Origin of the sequence: Streptomyces shenzhenensis (genome assembly GCF_003688995.1) — a bacterium.
Classification (GTDB): Bacteria; Actinomycetota; Actinomycetes; order Streptomycetales; family Streptomycetaceae; genus Streptomyces; species Streptomyces shenzhenensis_A.
This window is the reverse complement of the sequence record NZ_PENI01000016.1, coordinates 88,445-108,416: the sequence shown is the minus strand read 5'-3', so window position 1 is coordinate 108,416 and position 19,972 is coordinate 88,445. Positions and strand designations below refer to the sequence as shown.

Below are 19,972 nucleotides of genomic sequence, written 5' to 3'. Positions count from 1 at the left end.
CACCACCGCCGCCAGCCGGCCGCGGCGGCATTATGGCTCGCCCTTTCGGGCGCGGGGAACTGGGGGATCAGCTGCCGCTCTGGCTGGCTGCGTTTGTTACGTCTGTGGCTATCGTCTGGTCGGATTCCGACAGGGACTTCGCGATGTCGTTGAACGTGTTCGCGTATTCCTGGATGTTCTTCGCCGAGGTCTTCATCTGGTTGCTGAAGTCGGTGTACGCGTTCTGCAGGGCGGGGCTGGCCTTCTCGAAGACGAGGCCGTCCTGGAGAAGTCCGCTGACGGTGGTCTCCAGGTTGGTCAACTCGTTGGAGATGTCCGTGAGTTTGCTGCCCATGGTGGTGGCGACCCGGGCGATCTCGTCGTAGTCGACCAGGACATCGGGGTTGGTGGCCACGGTGGTTGTCTCCTGACTGCTGGTACCGGTTGCTCGGGGCGGCGGGGCTACTGGCCGCTGCTGTTGACCTTGTCGGCGATGTCCTGGTCCATGTCCTTCACGGAGTTCATGATCTGGCGGAACTGCTCCGCGTAGCCCTTGATGCTCTCCGTGGCGTCCTTGAGCGAGGTGGTGAACTTCTCGTACTGGGTCTGCAGCGCGGGGCTGGCCTGGGTGAGGACGAGGGCCGTGTCGAGCAGGGTGTCGACCTCGGTCTTGGCCTCGTCCATGCGGGGCACCAGGGTCTCCTCGACGCTGGTGTCCAGCAGGTTGGAGACGCGCTCGATCTCGGCGTAGGACAGGCTGATGTTGGCTGGCACGGGTCGGGTGGCCTTTCTCTTCGGGGGTCGGGGGCGGACTAGTCGTCCGATTCCTCGGGCTCGGACCAGTCCTCGTCCGGTCCCGAACGGGTGGAGACCGTGACCTTGCCGTCCTGGTCGGTGGTGGTCATGGTCCCGGAGCCGTCACCGTCGATCACCACTTCGGTGGTGGTCTTCGAGCCGTCGGCGTAGGTCGTCTCCATCGTGTAGTCACGCACGTCGAACTTGTCGCCGTCCGCCGGGGTGACGATCTCCGGCGCGGAGTGGTAGGTGGTGACGGAGGTGTAGGACTGACCGTCCGGGGTCGTGATGGTGGAGGTCTCCTTCATCACGTTGTAGTCGTCGTCCAGTTCGACCGTCACGTCGACCTTCCCCTGTTCGTCCTCGTAGTGGTACGAGGTCGGCGGGTTGTCGGCGGGCTTCTCCGGCGGCGGGCCGGGGTCGTCGGGCGCGTCGTTGTCGTTGATCCAGGTCTCGCAGAAGGAGGGGGCGCCGTCGGCCCGGCACACCTCGCCGATCTGGGCGTCCGGGTGCTGCTCGAAGTAGTCGGAGGCGCCGATCCGTTCGAGGTAGGCGTCCCAGGCGGTCTTGTCCTCCTGCCAGGAGTCGTACGCCTCCTTCTGGCCGCGCCAGTCGTCCAGGCCGAGACTCTGGCTCATCAGGCCCGCCGCGGAGGCGAGTTGGGCGTCCGCGTTGAAGAAGGTGTCGGCCACTCCGGAGAACGTGTCGGCGAGCTGGCCGAGCCCGTCCTTGGCCTGCTTCGTGCGCGAAGTCGAATGCGAGTAGAAGAGGTTGAAGGCGTAGGACAGGTCGGAGCTGCCGAACATGGCCTTGCGTTCGGAGCTGCCGGCCTCGCCCGCCTCCTTGAACGCTCCGGTGGCGCCGCCGGAGTCGGCGGCGTCGGCCAGATCGCGCATCTTCTGCTGCACCGTGTGCAGCGCCGAGTAGTCGATGGAAAAGTCGGGCACCGCGCCTCCTGGTCGCTCGCCTGACCCGGTCGTCCCGGTTCGCTGTCGGGGGATCCACGCACCGGAGCCCCGGAAAGGTTCAACGGGCCGGAAAAATCTGCGCCGCTCGTTGAACCGTTCGCCGGTGCCGGTGCGTTGTAGACGCAGCGGCACCTGTGTGCCCGCTCGGCGAGCGGCCCCCGCCCGGGTGCCGGCGGAAGGAGAGCGCACCTCCATGCCCCGTCCCACCGACTGGAGCGCGCTCGGCCTGGGCGGCGACCCCACCCCGGGCGATCCGGACCGGATCGACTCGGTGATCACCTCCCAGGACTCCCTGGTCACGCTGGCCGACACCATCGACGAGGGCCTGACCTCGATCAAGAACACCACGGACGGCGTGTTCGTGGGCAAGACCGCGGACGCGCTGCGCAAGGTGATCGACGAGGATCTGCGCAACTATGTGTCGACGTTCCGGCAGGCCCACAAGGACGCGCAGGGCGCGCTGCGCACCTATGTGGGTGTGATGCGGGAGCAGCAGCGGCGGGCGGACGAGGCGCTGACCGCGGCGGCCGCTCTCGCGGAGGACGACGAGGCCGGCCGGGAGGAGCAGAAGTCGATCGCCGAGGACGCCGCGAGCCGGCTGGAGTCGGCGGCGGGTACGGCCGCGTCGGTGCTGCGCGAGGCGGCGTACAGCATCGCCTCGCCGATCGACGAGTGCGAGGAGTTCTGGAAGGCGCTCGGCTGGCTGGCGTTGATCCTGGTGATCCCGGCGATGATCGTCGGCGGTCCGCTGGCCCTGTTCACCATCGCGCTGAACGTGGCCCTGCTGATCAAGACGGCCGTGGACTTCTCGCAGGGCAAGGCGAGCATCACCGATCTGGTGCTGTCAATCATCGGGGTGATCGCGCCCAGCACCAAGGGCATGCGCCTCGGCGATCTGTGGAAGGGTCTGAAGGGGCTCGGCAGCGGTGCGTTCAACGGCGCCCGGAACCTGTTCATGGGCGGCCCCAACGCGTTCGGGCTGTTCGGCCGCCTCACCCTCGGCATCGACGACGTGTTCCGGGCGAGCAATGCCTGGCTGCGCGGTCTGAACGGCATCAACGGCCTGAAGTTCACGGCCGGGGTGCGGTTCATGCCCGGCCCCAAGGGTTTCACCCTGGGCGGCCACGCCTTCTCCGGCGGGGTGCGTTTCGTGCCGGCCGCGGTCGACCTGACCGTCATCAACCTCATGGGCGCCAAGACGTTCTTCGGGCTGCGGTCGCTGCTCGGCGCGGTCAACGGCATCCGCGGCATCGGTGCCTCGTTGGGCAGCAGTCTGGTCAACGGGGTGCGGGGGCTGAACGGGCTGCGGCTGTTCCTGCCCGTCGCCGCCGACGAGTTGGGCCACGGGCTGGTCTTCGCGCTGAAGATCGGTGTCATCGACCGCGGCGTCTTCGGCATGTACCGCTACGGTGCCTTCGCCGGCGGGCAGTTCCTCGGGGCGGGCAGCAAGATCAGCGGCGGGGTGGCGTCCGGGCTGTCCCTGATGCACCCGGTGGGCGACCTGGGCTCGCTGCCGCACATCAACGCCGCCCAGTTCGCCCCCAGCGGTGGCGGCTCGTTCGGCACCGGCCTGCACGGGCTGCCGTCGCTGTCGGTGTCCGACTCGATCGGCCGTATCAACATCAGCGGGTTCCAGGGGCTGGGGTCGTCGTTCCACACTCCGGTGCCCGGCATCGGCGCCAAGCTCGTCGATGTGCCGGCGACCGGGTCGCTGGGCGTGGCGGGCGTCCATCTGCCCACGCTGGGCCCGGTGTCCTCGGTGTCGGCCCCGGGCATGAACGGGGTGCACGTGCCGTCCGCCGGCGCGGGCGTCGGCACGGTCGGTGTCCAGCACATCGCTTTGCCGCACCTCGGCACCAGCGGGGTCGGCCGTCTCGACCAGACGGCGGTGGGCGGGCTGGGCACGGTGCACACCCCGTCCCTCGGCCAGCTCGGTGTGCCGACGCCCGGCCAGGCACACGTTCCGACGCCGGGTCAGGTGAACGCGCCGGCCGTCGGGCAGGTGAACGTGCCGAGCCTGGGGTCGGTGACGCATGGGCCCGCCGTGGCGAGGACGGACGCGCCGGCGGTGGGCGCCCGGGTGAGCGATCTGCCGGCCGTGAACGGTGCGGGCCGGGTGGACGTCCCGTCCGTGTCACAGGTCGGTCTGCCGTCGATCGCCCGGAGCGTGGATGTGGCCGCGCCGTCCGTGGCGCGGGTCGAGGTGCCCGCGATCGGCCGGTCCGTGGACGTCTCCACGCCGTCGATCGCGCAGGTCGACGTGGCGGTGCCGGGCCGGGCCGGCCACACGGACGTGGCGACGCCGTCCGGTGGCGAGCCCGGTGCGGTGGACGTCGGGCATGGGGCCGTGCCCTCCGTGCCCGCCCCGCACGCGGAGACGCCCGCCGTCCGGACCGGGCACCTGGCGGCCCCGGCGCAGACCGTCCCGGTCGACGGGGTGCGCACACCGCCCGTCGGACAGGTCGCGCCGGGCCCGCACGCCACCGCGGTGCCGCCGGCCGCCGTCGAGGTGTCCCGGGTGAGCCCGACGCCGGCGCCGTCGCCGGCCGCTTCCGGGGGGCTCGGTCATCCGGGCAACGGCGCGGTGTTCGTGGACCTGCCGAAGCTGGGCCGGGTGGACCTGTCGGCGCTGGCGCAGCGCACCGTCGAGGTGCGGATGATGCGCGGCATCCAGCTCAACCTCCAGCACACGTTCAGCGACATCGACGTCTCCCTGCCGGGTGTCCGGGTGGACGTCCGGCCGGGCACCGGCGCCGAACGCGCCCAGGTCACCCTGGCCAACCCGGACCATGTGCAGGGCCTGTCGGCGCGGCACATCGACGCGAACGGGCAGGACGTTCTGCGGATCGAGCATGTCCTCCCGGACGGCACCACCCACCGCTGGAGCTACGCGCTCCAGGCGCCCGACTACGGCCGCATCGGCGACATGCAGATCATCCCGGCGGGCGCGCAGACCTCGCACATCGAGCTGATGCCGGTGACGGGTTCGTCGCACACATCCGCGCCGGCCGGCGCGGTCCCGGTGCCCGCCGCGCCCGCCCCGCGCGTCCTGGATGTGCCGGGGCTCCAGGGGGCCCGCATCGAGCTGCGGTTCGACGGCCCCTCCGGCGGTGTCTCGGAGGTCAGGGCGGTCACGGACGGGGTGCACGGGCTGCCGCCGTTGACGGTCCAGCGCGTCCCGCGGCCGGGCGGCACCGATCTGGTGCGCGTCGAGCGGCAGGTCAGCGCGGTGGAGATGCGCAGCATCGAGCTGGTCCGGGACGGGGACGGGCTGCGTCCGGTCTCCGACGAGCGGCTGATCACCCTGGCCGGTGGTGACTTCCGCGGTACGAAGGTCGCCATCGACGTCCTCAACGGCGACACCGCCCGTCATGTGCCGCGCGCGGACACCCCGGCGCCCGTGGGGCGGGTCGGCTGGGACGGCAGTGAGCTGTTGCTGCCCACCGGCCGGGGCTTCCAGCTGTTCGACCCCGGCAACGGCCTGCCGACCCGGACGGGAACGCGGCTCGCCGACGGCGCGGGCGGCAACGTGCACGTCGTCCCCAGCCGCGACGGCCACACCCTCCACTTCACCGACGCCGACAACAACCCCACCCCACCACCCCCCAACACCCACATCACCCCCCAAACCAACGGCAGCTTCCGCCTCCACCACAACAACCACCACATCATCCTCAGCCCCAACGGCACCCACACCCACAACGCCACACACCTCCACGGCACCGACGAATACGCCCTCCAAGACACCCACACCAACACCCACACCCGCGTCGACACACACGGCACCGACCGCGGCCCCATCACCCTCCACCACAACGAATTCCACATCCCCACCGACCGAGGCTTCCAGCTCTACGACGCCGACAACGGCCACCCGACCCGCACCGGAACACACCTCACCGACGACGCGGGCGGCAACGTGCACGTCGTCCCCAGCCGCGACGGCCACACCCTCCACTTCACCGACGCCCACAACAACCCCACCCCACCACCCCCCAACACCCACATCACCCCCCAAACCAACGGCAGCTTCCGCCTCCAACACAACCACCACCACATCATCCTCACCCCCAACGGCACCCACACCCACAACGCCACACACCTCCACGGCACCGACGAATACGCCCTCCAAGACACCCACACCAACACCCACACCCGCGTCGACACACACGGCACCGACCGCGGCCCCATCACCCTCCACCACAACGAATTCCACATCCCCACCGACCGAGGCTTCCAGCTCTACGACGCCGACAACGGCCACCCGACCCGCACCGGAACACACCTCACCGACGACGCGGGCGGCAACGTGCACGTCGTCCCCAGCCGCGACGGCCACACCCTCCACTTCACCGACGCCCACAACAACCCCACCCCACCACCCCCCAACACCCACATCACCCCCCAAACCAACGGCAGCTTCCGCCTCCACCACAACAACCACCACATCATCCTCACCCCCAACGGCACCCACACCCACAACGCCACACACCTCCACGGCACCGACGAATACGCCCTCCAAGACACCCACACCAACACCCCCACCCGCGTCGACACACACGGCACCGACCGCGGCCCCATCACCCTCCACCACAACGAATTCCACTTCCCCGCCGGCATCGCCAACCGCACCCGCTTCCACGCCCTCAACGGCGATCACACCCACGACCTGCTCACCCTCCAGGGCGGTCCGCACGCGGGTCAGCAGGTGCGCATCGCCCCGGACGGCACGGCCACCCTCCCGGGTGCCACGGTGCACGCCCAGCCCGGCGGGGCCTGGCGCATCCAGCAGGACAGCCGGGGCATCGTCGTGGCACCGGACGGCACGTTCACCCACGACGTGGTGGCGCTGGCGGGCACCCCGCACTTCGCGCATCTGCCGCACGGCGGCGGCCCCGCCGCGCTGAGGGCCGGCGACGGCGCGAACGTCCCGCACGGTTCGGTGACCAGCCGGCCGGACGGCCGGCTGGTCGTCGTCGACGGCGCCACCACGCGGCTGCACACGCCCGACGGCCGGACGGAGTTCACCGCGACCCGGCTGGCCACGGGCGAGTCGATCCGGGTCCGTCCGGGCGGGGCACGGGAGTTGCTGGACACGCACCTGACGGGGGTCGACGGCACCACGGTGACCGTACGGCCGCACGGCGGGCACCACCTCACCGGGGCCGACGGCACGGTACGGCTCTTCGACGGCGCCGGCACCCACACGCACACCCGCACCCCGCCCGCCGACGGCGGCCATGTCGTCCGCGTCGACGACGGCCACGGCGCCCACGCCTTCGACGCCGTACAGCTCTCGGACGGGGTGGGCGCGCGCTTCGTGCGCACGGACACCCACACCCTGCTCGACGGCGATCTGAACGCCGTCCCCGGCACCCCGCACGGCACGTTCAGCCGCACCCCGGACGGCGGTTACCGCATCGACCACCCGGGACCCGGCCCGCACCACGGGGAGTACAAGGTCTACGACGGCGACGGCCGGCTCACCGGGCAGCGGATCAACGTCATCGACCGGGGCACGGTCAAGCCGAACGAGTATCTGCGCCTGGACCACGCCGCGGACGGGGCCACCGGGCCCAGCTGGGTGCGGGTCCGGCTGGACGCCACCGGCGTGCCCGTGCGGGCCCCGTCCACCCAGCGCTGGTACGACGCGGGCACGATCGACGGCAAGGGGCTGGGCACCGGCCGGGTGGGCCTGACCAGCCACTCCGGGGTCCCCGTCATGGAGCGCCGCACACTGCCCGGCGGGCACACCGTGGACGCCTACCACTCCCGGGCCGGCGTCGGCACCTTCGGCCGGCTCAACCAGCGGGGCGTGTGGACGGAGTTCGCCGCGGACGGCACGGTCGTCCGGGCCGGGACGCGGCACTGGGGCGAGAGCGGGCGCAGCTGGTTCGACGTGACCGGTTCGGGCAGCGGCAGCCCGCGCGTGCGGCACTTCCAGGAGAACCCGGACGGCGGCCATGTGCTCGCCGAGCTCGACAACCGCCCGTTCACGCAGGGCTTCGCCGGACCGACCCGGTGGACCCGGTTCGACGGCGAGTTCAAGCAGGTCGCCGAGGGCACCCGGAGCTGGGGTCCGGGGCGCGGCTTCACCGACTCGATGCCCCACCCGGTCACGGGTGAGCGGGTCGTGATGCAGGAGAAGTGGGGGCGGTTCCAGTGGTCCCCGCACGACGTGCGGCGCTACCAGCAGACGGAGCTGGGCGCGGACGGCGTACCGCAGAAGGACTACACGTCGTGGTCGGCGCACGGCAAGGAGAACGGCCGCGGACTGACCCTGGAGAACGGCGACTTCCTGGAGAGCCGCCGGTTCGCCGAGCAGCGCCCGCCGGTGGCCTTCCGCTGGACGATGAGCGGCGACTACCGGGCCGCAAACCTGCACGCCGTGCCCTGGCTGCGCGGCGACAGCAAGCTCCAGCTGCACCATTGGAGCCAGACCGCGGCCGACGGCACCAGCACGCACGGCATCCGCTTCATCAGCATGAACGGGACCGTCACCGACGTGACCCGCGGCGGCGAGGTGGTGCGCGAGACCCGCAAGCTGCTCGGCGGCGACACCGTGAAGACCGGCGATGTGCAGCTGCCGGACGGGGTCGCACGGCGGGACGGCTATCTGCCCTTCTCCCAGGGCGAGGGCAAGCCGCGCGGCCACCGGACCTACCACCAGCCGGACTTCGACCCGCTGCCGGCCCGGCTCGGCAACAACCTGCCGCCCGTGCGCTGGCAGGAGAAGATCACCACGGACCTGCGCGACTTCGACTGGTACTCCCCCGACGCGGCGAAGGAGTGGAGGGTCGTACGGGTCGGCCTGGCCGACGGCACGGTCGTCGACTTCCGTCCCACGCCCGGCCGCCCGGACCGCATCGGGCACCTCGGGGGCGGTGACTGGACCCGCTACGACCACCACGGTCTGGTCGTGGCCCGCAAGGACACCTGGCCGGCGCCCGGCGGCGGCCGGCCGGTGGAGGTCACCTCGACCGGGATGCTGGACGGCAACGTCCGCTGGACGGACAACCTGGGCAACAACGGCGTCCGCAAGGTCAACTTCGACCGCGGGGACGTCACCCGCTGGGGCTGGGACCGCGAGTCGTTCCAGGACTTCGACGCCACCGGCGCGCTCGTGCGCGACCACCGGCTGCTCGCCGACGGCACGGTCGTGGACGCCTGGCGCGGGCCGGCCCCGAACAGCGGCTGGCACTGGAACAAGGCCGGCGCGGACGGCGCGGTGAAGAACTTCGGCACCGGCACCGCGGACCGGGTCCGCCAGTGGTTCGACGGGCACGGCAACCCGCTCGCCGACTGGCAGGCGGGGGCACGCTTCGAGGACTCGGTCACCAGCCTCGACCACCGGGTCGTCCAGGAGATCCCGGCCCGGCCCGCCGGCACCCCGCACCTCGCGGACTCCCCGCACCGGATCCGGGAGTACGTGCCCTCGCCCGGCGACGCGTTCAAGGCGCACGCCTGGAAGGAGTACGAGAACGGCATCGAGCTGGGCCGCAAGGTCGAACTCCCGGACGGCACCTTCCTGGAGAGCGAGGACTGGCACAAGCAGTGGCGCCGGTTCGGCAAGGACGGTGTCACGCTCATCGAGGAACGCACCATCTCCGGATACGTCTGGCGGACCGACTTCCTCGGCCGGCACACACTCATCGGCCGGGAGACCAACTTCACCGGCGTGTTCAACGAGTACCGGGGCTTCAGCCGGATGTGGCGCGAGCCCAACCGGTGGGAGTGGGGCCACACCCACAACGGCGTGTCCACGTACACCCCGTTCGTCGACAAGGCCGCCCAGGCGGTCGTCGTCGACATGGTCCAGGAGTGGCTGCTCGACTTCGGCGTGAACCTCGCCGTGTACGGCATCGTCGCGGCGGCCACCGGCACCCCGTTCGGCTGGTCGGACGTCGGCAAGGCGGCGTTCGGTGCCACCGTCGCCGCCGGCGTCAAGGGCGGCTTCGCGGCCGGGCACTTCGCCGTCCACCGCGGTGGCCCGTGGAAGACGGGCCTGAGCCAGATCGACATGGGCACCCCCTATTCGCGCCGCCCCAACGACGACACGTGGGCGTCCGAGTTCGCCGGCAACGAGAGGGTGACACGCTGGCGTTCGGGCACCTACGACTTCGGCATGGGCCTGGTCAGCGGGTCGGTGTCCGGGTTCATCAGCGGGGCCGCGACCGCGGCGATCTTCGGTATCAAGGACAAGGACGGCAACACCGTCCATCTGCAGGGCGGTGACGCGCTGCTGGCCGGCCTGTACGGCGTGGCGGGCGGCGTGGCCGGCGCGGTCAGCCTGGGCATGGCGCGCACCGCGCTCACCCAGAACCTGGCCGGCCGCTGGTACCACCGGCAGGGCTTCTTCGACATCTTCGCGGTCGCCGGGCTCGGCAAGCTCATCGACAAGATCTTCGCGAACATGTACCTGGCAGGCACGCTGCGCGAGTCGATCAACCCGGGCTGGTACCAGGGTTCGGGCGAGGACAACCAGAACGGGGGGCCGCGATGACGGCCGTCAAGGTCGCGCCCAGGGGCCGGGGCACCCATCGGACCCTCGCCGCCGCGCTCGCCGCCGCCCCCGTGGGCGCCGTCGTGACGGTGGCGCCGGGCCTGTACGCCGAGTCCGTGACGCTCACCCGCAGGGTGGTGCTGGAGGCGGAGGCCGGCCCCGGTTCGGTCGTGCTGCGTTCCCCGGAGGGTGCGGCGGTCACGGTGACCGCTCCGGGCTGTGTGCTGCGCGGACTGCACCTGACGGGCGCCGATCCGGCGCAGCCGCTGGTCCGGGTCGAGGACGCGGCGGGGCTGACGGTGGACCGGTGCGAACTGACCGGCGGGCGGATCGAGGTGCTCGGCTCCGCGGACGGGAGGTCCGCGCCGGCGAACGCGGTGCTCGGGCCGGACCACACCCTGGCCGCGGAGCTGACCGACCCGGTGGACGGCGGCGGCGTACTGCTGCTGTGCGAGGCGCGGCTGAGCGGCGCGCTGGGCACCGCCCTGCATCTGACCGGGGACGCCCGGGCCCGGGCCGTGGACTCGGTGGTCGACGAGGTCGACGGGATCGGCGTGGTGCTGTCCGGGCGGTCGGTGCTGATCGCGGAGCGGCTGCGGGTGAGCGGCACATCGGGTTCGGCGCTGCGGGCCAAGGGGGCGTCGCGGCTGCTCGCCCGGGACTGCTCGGTCCTCGGCGCGGGCCGGCACGGGGTGCTGGTGCAGGACGAGGCGCTGGCGGAACTGGCCGACTGCCGCGTCGTCGACCCGGCCCGGACGGGCGTGCGCACCTCGCACACGGCCCGTACGACGCTCGTGGACTGCCGGATCAGCGGTGCGCTCGACCACGCCGTGACGGCGGCCGACCAGGCCCGTGTCGAGGTGCGCGACTGCCGTCTGGAAGCGCCGCGGGGGCACGGCCTGCTGCTGGCCTCCGCCGCCTTCGCGGTCTGTGCGGGCACGCTGGTCGACGGCGCGGGTGCCACCGCCGTACAGCTCGTGGACCGGTCGACAGCGGTGCTGACCGGCTGCCGGGTGCGCGGCGGCGGGGACCACGGCATCGCCGCGGCCGGCTCGGCCACGGCCGAGGTCGTGGACACCTCCGTGACGGATCCGGCGAGTTGCGGGGTCGACGTCCAGGACGAGGCCCGGCTGACGCTGACCGGGGTGCGGCTGCACGGCGGCGACACCGGGGTGCGCCTGCGGTCCGTGGCCGCGGAACCCTGCGAGGTGCGCGGCTGTGCCGTGGGCGGGCAGCGGCGCAGCGGGGTGGAGATCGGGCCGGACGCGGCGGCCGTCCTGGAGGACGTCCGGGTCGCCGAGGTCGGTGGCGCGGGTGTGGCCGTGGACGGCGGCGGGCGGCTGCGGCTCTCCGGCGGCGCGGTGTCCGGGGCGGCGGGCAGCGGCCTGGTCCTGGAGCGCGCCGCGTCGGTGGAGGTGCGCGATCTCAGGGTGGCGGACAGCGGCAAGAACGGCATCCTGATCGGGGAGGCGGTCAGCGGCTCCTTCGACCACTGCGACCTGTCCGGGTCGGCCTTTCCCGCAGTGCACGTGGGCAAGGGTGCCGAGGTGCGTTTCCGCGGCTGCCGGTTCTTCGACTGCGGCCAGGACGTGGGGCTCGCGGACGGCGCGGAGCCGGTGTTCGAGGACTGCGCGGCGGTCCGGGTGCGCACGCCCGTGCTGACCGCCCTGGCGGACCGTCCCGGGCCGTCCGCGCCGGTGTCGTTCCCCGGCGACCCGGAGCAGCCGGAGGGCCCGCGGGCCCGGGGGAGCGAGCCGGGGACGGACGGCCTGTGGCAGCAGGGCGAACCCGAGCCGGAGCCCGAGACGCTGGAGGACCTGCTGGCCGAGCTGGACGAACTGGTCGGCCTGGACGGCGTCAAGCGCGATGTGAACGGCATGGTCAAGCTCATGCAGACGGTACGGCTGCGGGAGCAGGCGGGCCTGCCCGCGCCGCCGCTCAGCCGCCATCTGGTGTTCGCCGGCAACCCGGGCACCGGCAAGACCACGGTGGCCCGGCTGTACGGCCGACTGCTGCGGGCGCTGGGGCTGCTGGCGCGCGGCCATCTGGTCGAGGTCGACCGCAGCGCCCTGGTGGGCGAGTACGTCGGGCACACCGGTCCGAAGACCACGGAGGCGTTCCACCGGGCGCGCGGCGGTGTGCTGTTCATCGACGAGGCGTACGCGCTGGTGCCCGCCGGTGCGGCCAACGACTTCGGGACGGAGTCGATCGCCACGCTGGTGAAGCTGATGGAGGACCACCGCGACGAGGTGGTCGTGATCGCGGCCGGCTACCCCGGTGACATGGACCGGTTCGTCGCCTCGAACCCGGGTCTGTCGTCGCGGTTCAGCCGCACGCTGCTGTTCGCGGACTACACCTCGGCCGAGCTGGTCAGCATCGTGGAGCACCACGCCCAGCGCCACCGCTACGAACTCACCGACGCCGCCCGCCGGTCGCTGACGACGTACGTCGAGAACATCCCGCGCGGTGCGCAGTTCGGCAACGGCCGCACCGCCCGGCAGCTCTTCCAGGCCATGACGGAACGCCAGGCGTTGCGCATGTCCGAGCTGACCGATCCCGCGCCCGCACAGCTGATGCAGCTGGACGAGCAGGACCTGTTGTGACCCCCGTCCCCCACAGGAGCGCCGACATCATGCCCGCACCCGACTCACCGTCCCCGAAGGCCCCGACGGAGGCCGGGGCCGAGCGTCCCTTCGCCGAGGCCTTCCGGCAGCGGCCCGCCCGCGCGCCCCACGGGCTGGTGCCCGGCCGCCGGGTGTGGGTCACGCTGGGCTGGGCCGCCGCCGTCTCGGCCACCGTCACCGTGTCCGCCGTGGTCGCCGCCGGCACGGGGCGACACGACGCGGACGAGATCACCACCGCCTCGGCGGACCGGACGGTGCCCACGCCGACGGCGTCCGCGCCGGGCACGCCGTCACCGAGCCCGGAGTCGCCGGAGCCGAGCGCGTCCGAGTCGAACAAGACCGAGAGCCATGTGAAGAGCGACCAGCACAGGGTGGTACGGCCGGCCGCTCCCGTCACCGTGACGCAGCAGGCGCCCGCGTCGGGCGGCGGCAGGTCGTCGGGTTCGACGAAGTCGTCCGGTGAGAAGTCCGCCGCGGAGAAGGGCTCGACGGAGAAGAGCACGGCGGAGAAGAGCACGACGGTGAAGGCACCGGCGCAGGACTTCTCCCGCCCGCTCGGACCGATCGTCGGCCGGTACGACGCGTTCGTCGGCCGCTGCATCCAACTCGTGGGCACCGCACTGCAGTTGTACCCGTGCGACGGCGGCGCGGACCAGAACTGGCAGTTCGCCGCGAACGGCACGCTGCGCAAGGACGGGCGCTGTCTCTCGCTGGCCGGGCGCTCCACCGGCGACGGGACGCGCGTGGTCATGGCGGCCTGCGACACGACGAACACCACCCAGTGGCGCTACTCGCCGGGCAACGACATCGTCAACGTCGCCGCCGACAAGTGCCTGGACGTCGCGAACGCCTCCACCGCCGCCGGAACGCCGCTGCAGATCGCCTGGTGCTCGGGCAACGCGGCGCAGAAGTGGAACGTGCCCTGACGCGTCCGGCGGCGAACCGTGCGCGGCTCAGGCGGTGAGCCGTGCGCGGAGCAGGGTGAGGATGTCCGCCCGGTGGGCGGTGAGGTAGAAGTGGCCGCCGGTGAACACGCGCAGGTCGAAGTCGCCTGCGGCGTGCCCCCGCCATGCCTCGGCCTCGGCGGGCGTGACCTTGGGGTCGGCGTCGCCGACCAGCACGGTCACGGGGCAGGACAGCGGCGGCTCGGGGCGGGGTTCGTAGGTCTCGACGGCCCGGTAGTCGGCGCGCAGGGCGGGCAGGATCACGGCGAGTATGTCGTCGTCGGCCAGCAGGCCGGCGTCGGTTCCGCCGAGCGACCGCAGTTCGCGCACCAGCGCCTCGTCGTCGCGCGGGTGGATCGTCTCGGTGCGGCGGACCGACGGGGCGCGGCGGCCCGAGACGTACAGGGCCGCCGGGCCGTGGCGGCCGGATTCCTGGAGGCGTAGGGCCACCTCGTAGGCGATCATCGCGCCCATGCTGTGTCCGAACAGGTGCAGGGGCGCGTCGGCCCAGGGTGCCAGCGCCGCGACCACATGGTCCGCGAGCCGGCGGACGTCCGGGACCGGCGGCTCGTCCCAGCGGTCCAGCCGGCCCGGGTACTGCACGGCGAGCACCTCGACGTCCGGGCTCAGCGCGGCAGCCGTCGGCTGGTAGAAGCCGGCCGAGCCTCCGGCGTGCGGGAAGCACACCAGGCGGGGCGCCCCCGGTCCGGCCGGGCGGTAACACCGGATCCACGCATCGCTGTTCGCGGACTCCCCCACCGACTGCCTCCTCTTTCCCCGTCTTTCCCCGTCGTTCACGACCCCCGCAGCATGTCACGCCGCAGGAGGCGACAGCGGCGCCGGGCACAGCGAAACCCCTCGAAGGCGGCGGCACGGCTGAAAATCCGGTGCGCACCCCGGCCAATATCACGAACGCATAGCCAGGAGCACAAGGACACTGCCCGGACATCGACCGCACGACACCGCTGCACATGTCGGTTTTTTTCGGCAGCGACAGCGGCCCCGGAATATGACCGGATCGGCGTCTGGACAATCCGCGGGCGAATGAATGCGGGCCGGACGCCAGAGGTTTTTCCGTCAAGGCGTCCCGGCCCTTCGGAATGAGCCAACTGCGCGCGCAATACTGCGTTCATCGAGATCCGGTTGACACCGTGTGACCCTCGGTGTGACTCTCGTACGGGTCACGCCGCGGCATTCGAGTAATGCGGCGGCGGTGAAGTGATAAGTCGGCTTCCGCCTGGGTCATACGCCGAGACGCGCCCGACTCCTCCCCTTTTTGGGATTTCTCACCAGCCTGCTCACCAAGAATGCGGAGCATGGGATGTTCGCTGCCGACCGGTCCGCGACAACAAATACACAGTCGCTCCTCATTTCATTCGGCGGGCGGGGTAAAGGCCCCACTCCGGCCGATTCCCTTTCCACCGTCCTGTTTCATCCGTCGGGCGGCCGGCTCGGACCGTACCTGGGACTGGTCGGCCATCTGTCCCGGCGCGGTCCGGTCAGCGGAGTGCGCGGACGCGGCCTGCACCCGGGAGAGTCCCCGCACGACGACGTGCGCGCGATGGCCGACCTGTACGCCGGGCTGCTGAGCGAACTCCCCGAGCCGCCCGGCCTGTTGGCCGGCTGGTCGCTGGGCGGCCTGCTGGCCTGGGAGGTGGCGCACCGGCTGCCGGCCGACGGGCCGCGTCCCGCGGTCGTGATGGTGGACAGCTTCGCGGAGCCCTGGTCCGCCTGCCACACCGCTCGCGGAGAGCTGCGCGAGCGCATCCTCGGCGGACTGCCCGCCACCACCGCCGCCGAGGAGCGGGCCCGCGCGGCACGCACCGCCGACGCCCATCTGACGGCGTCCGCCGCGCACCACGCCACCACCGGCCGTCCGGGCCCGGCCCTGCTGCTGGCCTGCGCGAGCGAGGAGCAGGCCGCACAGAAGGACGACTGGTTGCGCCGGGATCCCTCCCTCGACGTACGGGCCCTGCCCTGCGCGCACTTCGAGGTGTTCGACGCGCCCCGGTCGCCCCTGTTGCTGCGGCACGTCGACGACTTCCTCACCGCGCATGTACCCGCCCACCCATAGCAGTTCCCCATCCCCCTTGCCGCCCGGTGCGGCACGCCGCCGACATCGTTGTCCATCATCCCCGGGAGTCGCTCTGTGACCGCGCACCCCGCTCTCGCACAACCCGCTTTCGACACACACCTCTTCGACTGCGTCCAGGTCAACCTGGCCGCCGTGGCCGAGCGGTGGCACGGCCCGGGAACCGGTTCACGGCTCGGAGCCCTGCTGCGCTTCGCCCCGTCCCCCGGTCCCGACGGCCTGCCCACCGTGGAGAGCAGCCCGTCCGTGCAGTTCGAGCTCGCCGAACGGGCCCTGGGGCTCGTCGTGCGGCCGGCCCGCCATGTCCGCATCGAGGCTCTGACACCGGGCGAGGGCTGCTTCGTACTGGCGGACGCCCACCACCTGCCCTGGGTGCCCTACCACGGCAGGCAGCACATCGAGCACAGCTTTCTGCTGGTGGCGCGGGACACCGAGACGTTCACCGTCGAGGACCACTACGACAACGAGACGCCATGGGGCAGCGCCCGTCCCGGCACCTGGCGGCTGAGCCGCGACCTGCTGCCCGGCCTGCCCGACTGCACCCTGGCGGTGCAGCTGTCACCCGGCACACTGCCGAAGGACCCGGGCCCGCGGCTGGAGCGGGCCGCGGATCCGCAGACGTACGCACGGGCCTACGCCGAGCATCCGGACCGGGCGACCGCGCTGCGCCAACTGACCCTGGAGACCTGGCTACTGGCCCGTTCGCGGGGGCTGCACGCCGCGTACCTGGCCCGCCGCGGGCGGGCCGAGCCGCGGGTGGCGGACCAGGTGGCCGCCTGGCGTGCGCTGGCCGAGCAGGCGTTCCTCGCCTCCCGCCGCGTCGCCCGCGGGCGGCCCGAGCCGGGCGGCCTCACCGACCGGCTGGCCCGGCTGCTGCGCGCCGACACCGACGTGTTCGGCGGCCCGTCGGCCGGACCAGAGCCGGCCGCGACGCCCACCGGGCACGGCGCCGAGGCCGACCGCCGAGCGGTCGCCGCGACGGTCGCGGGCGTCCTCGGCACCGATCCGGCCGCCCTGCTGTCCGGCACCCGGCTGCCGGACGTACCGGGCTTCTCGTCCTTCCGTCTGGCGGAGCTCATCGACCGGCTGGAGGACGAACTGGGCATCGAGTTCGACGGCGACGACCTCACCCCGGAGAACTTCCAGGACGTGGACGCCGTCTGCCGTATCGCCCGGTGGCCCGCCCGGCTCGGCGCGCAGGCCGACGCGGCGGCCCGGGAGGAGGCGTGATGCGCGCCGAGCCCACCCTGCTGCACGACCTGCTGTACGCGACGGCCGAGCGGCTGCCCGGCCGACCCGCCGTCAGCGCCGACGGACAGACGCTCCGCCACGCCGAGTTGGCCGCCGCGAGCCGGCGCGCGGCGGCGCAGCTCGTCCGGCTCGGCGTCCGCCCCGGCGAGCGGATCGTCATCAGCGCGCCCTCCTCCGTTCTGCTCGCGGCCCTGGTCTACGCCTCCTCCCAGGCCGGCGCCGTCTTCTCGCTGCTGCACGAGCAGGTGGGCGGCCCGCAGTTCGAGCACATCCTGGACGACTGCGAACCCGCGCTGGTGATCAGCGACCGCCCCCAGCAGCGGGCCGCCGCCGAGCGCCGTGGGGTGCGGGTCACCGGATGCGCCGACATCGCCGCCCACGCCTTCGACGACAGCGGTCCGCTGCCGGCCGGCCCCGCCCCCGAAGGGCCGCCCCGGCTCGCCGTCGACCCGGTCTGCCTCATCTACACCTCGGGCACCACCGCCCTGCCCAAGGCCGTCGTCAGCACCCACGGGCAGGTCCTGTTCGCCGTGCGGGCCATCCAGCAGGTGCTGGGCTACCGCGCCGAGGACGTCGTCCACAGCCCCCTGCCGCTCTCCTTCGACTACGGCCTCTACCAGCTGTTCCTGGGCGGTCTGAGCGGAGCCCTGGTCCGGCTGGGGCAGCCGTCCGAAACCGGGCCCGGGCTGCCGGCCCTGCTGCGCGACTCCGGGGCGACGGTGCTGCCCGCCGTGCCCTCGGTGGCCGGCGCCCTCGCCCGGCTGCTGCAGCGCTCCGGCACCGTACTGCCTCACCTGCGGCTGCTCACCAACACCGGCGCGGCGATGCCGAAGGAGACCCTGGACGCGCTGCGCGCCGCCTGCCCCCGGCTCCGGGTGCAGCTGATGTACGGGCTGACGGAGTGCAAACGGGCCACCGTCATGCCCGCCGACGGCGACCTGGTGCGGCCCGGCTCCAGCGGGCTGCCCCTCCCCGGCACCGATGTGTTCGTCGTCGACGACGCGGGACGGCGCCTGCCGCACGGCGCCGTCGGGGAGATCACGGTGCGCGGCCCGCACGTCATGGCGGGGTACTGGCGGCGGCCCGCGCTGACGGCCGAGCGGTACGTACGCGAAGAGGGACTCTTCCCGCAACTGCGCACCGGGGACTACGGCTGGCTGGACGAGGAGGGCTACCTCTATGTCAGCGGGCGCCGCGACGACCTGTACAAGGCGGGCGGGTTCCGGGTGGGCGCCGCCGAGGTGGAGGCCGCCGCCCGGCGGGTGCCCGGCGTGCAGTCGGCGGCCGTCCTGCCGCCGCACGAGGAGCGCCCCGCCCTGCTGTTCGTCACCGGGGACGTCGGGGGACGCCAGGTCCTGGAGGGCATGCGGGAGCAGATCGAGGAGTTCAAGATCCCACCGCGCTGCCTGGTGCTGGCGGAACTGCCGTTGACCGGCAACGGAAAGGTCGACCGCAAGGCGCTCGGCGCCCTGGCCGCGGAGGTACCCGATGCCCGTCACTGACCAGGTGCACGACGCCGGACTGCGCCTTCCGGACCTGACGGGACTCCCGGTGCCCGCCTATGTGTACGACCTGGCGGAGGTGCGGGCCGCGCATGCGGCGCTCACCGGAGCACTGCCCGCGCGGACCGGGCTCTACTACTCCCTGAAGGCCAACCCGCATCCGGCGCTGCTGCGTGCGCTCCGGGCCTGCGGTGCCCGGGCCGAGGTGTGCTCGACCGGCGAACTGCTCGCCGCAGTCGACGCGGGCTGGCCGGCCGGCGAGCTGCTGTACACCGGCCCCGGAAAGTCCGACGAGGAACTGCGGCACGCGCTGGAGCACGGGGTGCGGCACTTCTCCGTCGACTCGGCGTACGCGCTGGCCCAGCTGGACCGGGCCGCGGGCAGGACCGGGACGGCCGTACGGTGTCTGCTGCGGATCAACGACGACCGGCCCGCACCCGGCCAGGGACTGGCGATGACCGGAGTGGCCTCCCCCTTCGGCGTCGACACGAGCGCGGTCCTGGCCCGGCCCGCGGAGTTCGGGGACCGCGCGCACGCCCGGATCGGCGGACTTCATCTGTACATGGGGACCAACCTGGGCAGCGCCGGGGATCTGCTGGCGCAGTTCGCGCGTTCGCTGGCCACCGCCCGGCGGGTGTCCGCGGCACTGGCCGAACACGGGGTACGCGCCGACGTCTGGGACCTCGGCGGCGGCTTTCCCGCACCGTTCGCCGCGGCGGGCGAACGGGCCGGCCTGAGCGGGCTGCGGGGTCCGCTGGAGGAACTGCTGGACTCGGCGGCGCCGGGATGGCGTACCGGCTCCCCCGACGTGTGCTTCGAGTCCGGGCGGTATCTGGTCGGGACCGCCGGCACGCTCGTCACCCGGGTGCTGGACACGAAACGGTCCCACGGCCGGGACGTCGTGGTCCTCCAGTCCGGCATCCATCACCTCGGCGGCATGTCGGGGCTGCGCCGGCTGCCCCCGCTCGTCCCGCACCTGCTGACCCCGGACCGGACCGGCACGCCCGCCCTGACCGAGGCCATGGTCACCGGCCCGCTGTGCACGCCCCTGGACACCTGGGCCCAGCGCACCGCCCTGCCCGCCGTACGACCGGGCGACCTGGTGGCGGTGCCCAACACCGGCGCCTACGGCCTGTACGCGAGTCTCGTCGCCTTCCTGGGACATGCGCTGCCCGCCGAGATCGTGTTCGACAGCGCCGATCCCCGGCGCGCCCCGGAGGTCTCCCGCCTCACCCTCGCCCGGGTCCCCGAACCCGGCCACTGACCCGTATCCGTTCCGTCCCCCGTTGCCCGTCCCCCAGAGCGAAAGGCAGG

The 19,972-nt window shown here is 72.6% G+C and carries 11 protein-coding genes; 7 read left to right on the top strand and 4 right to left on the bottom strand.

Annotated features, from left to right (window positions below; genetic code table 11):
* Positions 1–67: 67 nt before the first annotated feature.
* Genes CTZ28_RS24240 through CTZ28_RS24230 form a run of 3 tightly spaced genes read right to left on the bottom strand, consistent with a single transcriptional unit; the run spans position 68 to position 1,721 of the window.
* Entirely contained in the window at positions 68–394 is a 327-nt protein-coding gene (locus CTZ28_RS24240) for a WXG100 family type VII secretion target (RefSeq protein WP_259471777.1), read from the bottom strand.
* A gap of 47 nt (positions 395–441) precedes the next feature.
* Positions 442–753, bottom strand: coding sequence for a hypothetical protein (locus CTZ28_RS24235; RefSeq protein ID WP_121891790.1), 312 nt, complete (start codon positions 751–753; stop codon positions 442–444).
* A gap of 38 nt (positions 754–791) precedes the next feature.
* A complete protein-coding gene (locus tag CTZ28_RS24230) occupies positions 792–1,721 on the bottom strand; it encodes a serine/arginine repetitive matrix protein 2 (RefSeq protein ID WP_121891789.1) in 930 nt (309 codons plus the stop codon).
* Between the two features lie 214 nt (positions 1,722–1,935).
* On the opposite strand from CTZ28_RS24230, the gene CTZ28_RS24225 reads away from it, so the two are divergent.
* From CTZ28_RS24225 to CTZ28_RS24215, 3 genes are read left to right on the top strand one after another with little or no spacing between them, the layout of a single operon-like run.
* Positions 1,936–10,245 carry a hypothetical protein gene (locus tag CTZ28_RS24225; protein ID WP_121891788.1) on the top strand — a complete coding sequence of 2,770 codons (8,310 nt, stop codon included), beginning with the start codon at positions 1,936–1,938 and terminating at the stop codon, positions 10,243–10,245.
* A complete protein-coding gene (locus tag CTZ28_RS24220) occupies positions 10,242–12,848 on the top strand; it encodes a right-handed parallel beta-helix repeat-containing protein (protein ID WP_121891787.1) in 2,607 nt (868 codons plus the stop codon). Before CTZ28_RS24225 ends, CTZ28_RS24220 begins: the two co-directional genes overlap by 4 nt.
* Before the next feature lie 29 nt (positions 12,849–12,877).
* Positions 12,878–13,795: an RICIN domain-containing protein gene (locus CTZ28_RS24215; protein WP_121891786.1), complete on the top strand. Its 918-nt coding sequence runs from the start codon at positions 12,878–12,880 to the stop codon at positions 13,793–13,795.
* A 27-nt stretch (positions 13,796–13,822) separates the two neighbouring features.
* Here CTZ28_RS24215 and CTZ28_RS24210 read toward each other — a convergent pair whose 3' ends face one another.
* A complete protein-coding gene (locus CTZ28_RS24210; RefSeq protein WP_121891785.1) occupies positions 13,823–14,572 on the bottom strand; it encodes a thioesterase II family protein in 750 nt (249 codons plus the stop codon).
* 562 nt (positions 14,573–15,134) lie between these two features.
* On the opposite strand from CTZ28_RS24210, the gene CTZ28_RS24205 reads away from it, so the two are divergent.
* From CTZ28_RS24205 to CTZ28_RS24190, 4 genes are all read left to right on the top strand, one after another.
* Complete coding sequence (locus CTZ28_RS24205; RefSeq protein WP_121891784.1) at positions 15,135–15,887, top strand: thioesterase domain-containing protein; 753 nt, start codon at positions 15,135–15,137, stop codon at positions 15,885–15,887.
* Between the two features lie 75 nt (positions 15,888–15,962).
* Positions 15,963–17,135, top strand: a complete 1,173-nt coding sequence (locus CTZ28_RS24200) for an acyl carrier protein (RefSeq protein ID WP_121891783.1) — start codon at positions 15,963–15,965, stop codon at positions 17,133–17,135.
* On the top strand, positions 17,135–18,658 hold the full coding sequence (locus CTZ28_RS24195; protein ID WP_121891782.1) for a class I adenylate-forming enzyme family protein: 1,524 nt from the start codon (positions 17,135–17,137) through the stop codon (positions 18,656–18,658). The genes CTZ28_RS24200 and CTZ28_RS24195 overlap by 1 nt, the downstream gene beginning before the upstream one ends.
* Entirely contained in the window at positions 18,645–19,922 is a 1,278-nt protein-coding gene (locus CTZ28_RS24190) for a type III PLP-dependent enzyme domain-containing protein (RefSeq protein WP_121891781.1), read from the top strand. The genes CTZ28_RS24195 and CTZ28_RS24190 overlap by 14 nt, the downstream gene beginning before the upstream one ends.
* Positions 19,923–19,972: the final 50 nt, after the last annotated feature.

What these genes read in the sequence shown, in the direction of transcription:
- CTZ28_RS24225 (WP_121891788.1), top strand. Translation starts at nt 1,936, where the DNA reads ATGCCCCGTCCCACCGACTGGAGCGCGCTCGGCCTGGGCGGCGACCCC.
- CTZ28_RS24220 (WP_121891787.1), top strand. Translation starts at nt 10,242, where the DNA reads ATGACGGCCGTCAAGGTCGCGCCCAGGGGCCGGGGCACCCATCGGACC.
- CTZ28_RS24215 (WP_121891786.1), top strand. Translation starts at nt 12,878, where the DNA reads ATGCCCGCACCCGACTCACCGTCCCCGAAGGCCCCGACGGAGGCCGGG.
- CTZ28_RS24205 (WP_121891784.1), top strand. Translation starts at nt 15,135, where the DNA reads ATGTTCGCTGCCGACCGGTCCGCGACAACAAATACACAGTCGCTCCTC.
- CTZ28_RS24195 (WP_121891782.1), top strand. Translation starts at nt 17,135, where the DNA reads ATGCGCGCCGAGCCCACCCTGCTGCACGACCTGCTGTACGCGACGGCC.
- CTZ28_RS24190 (WP_121891781.1), top strand. Translation starts at nt 18,645, where the DNA reads ATGCCCGTCACTGACCAGGTGCACGACGCCGGACTGCGCCTTCCGGAC.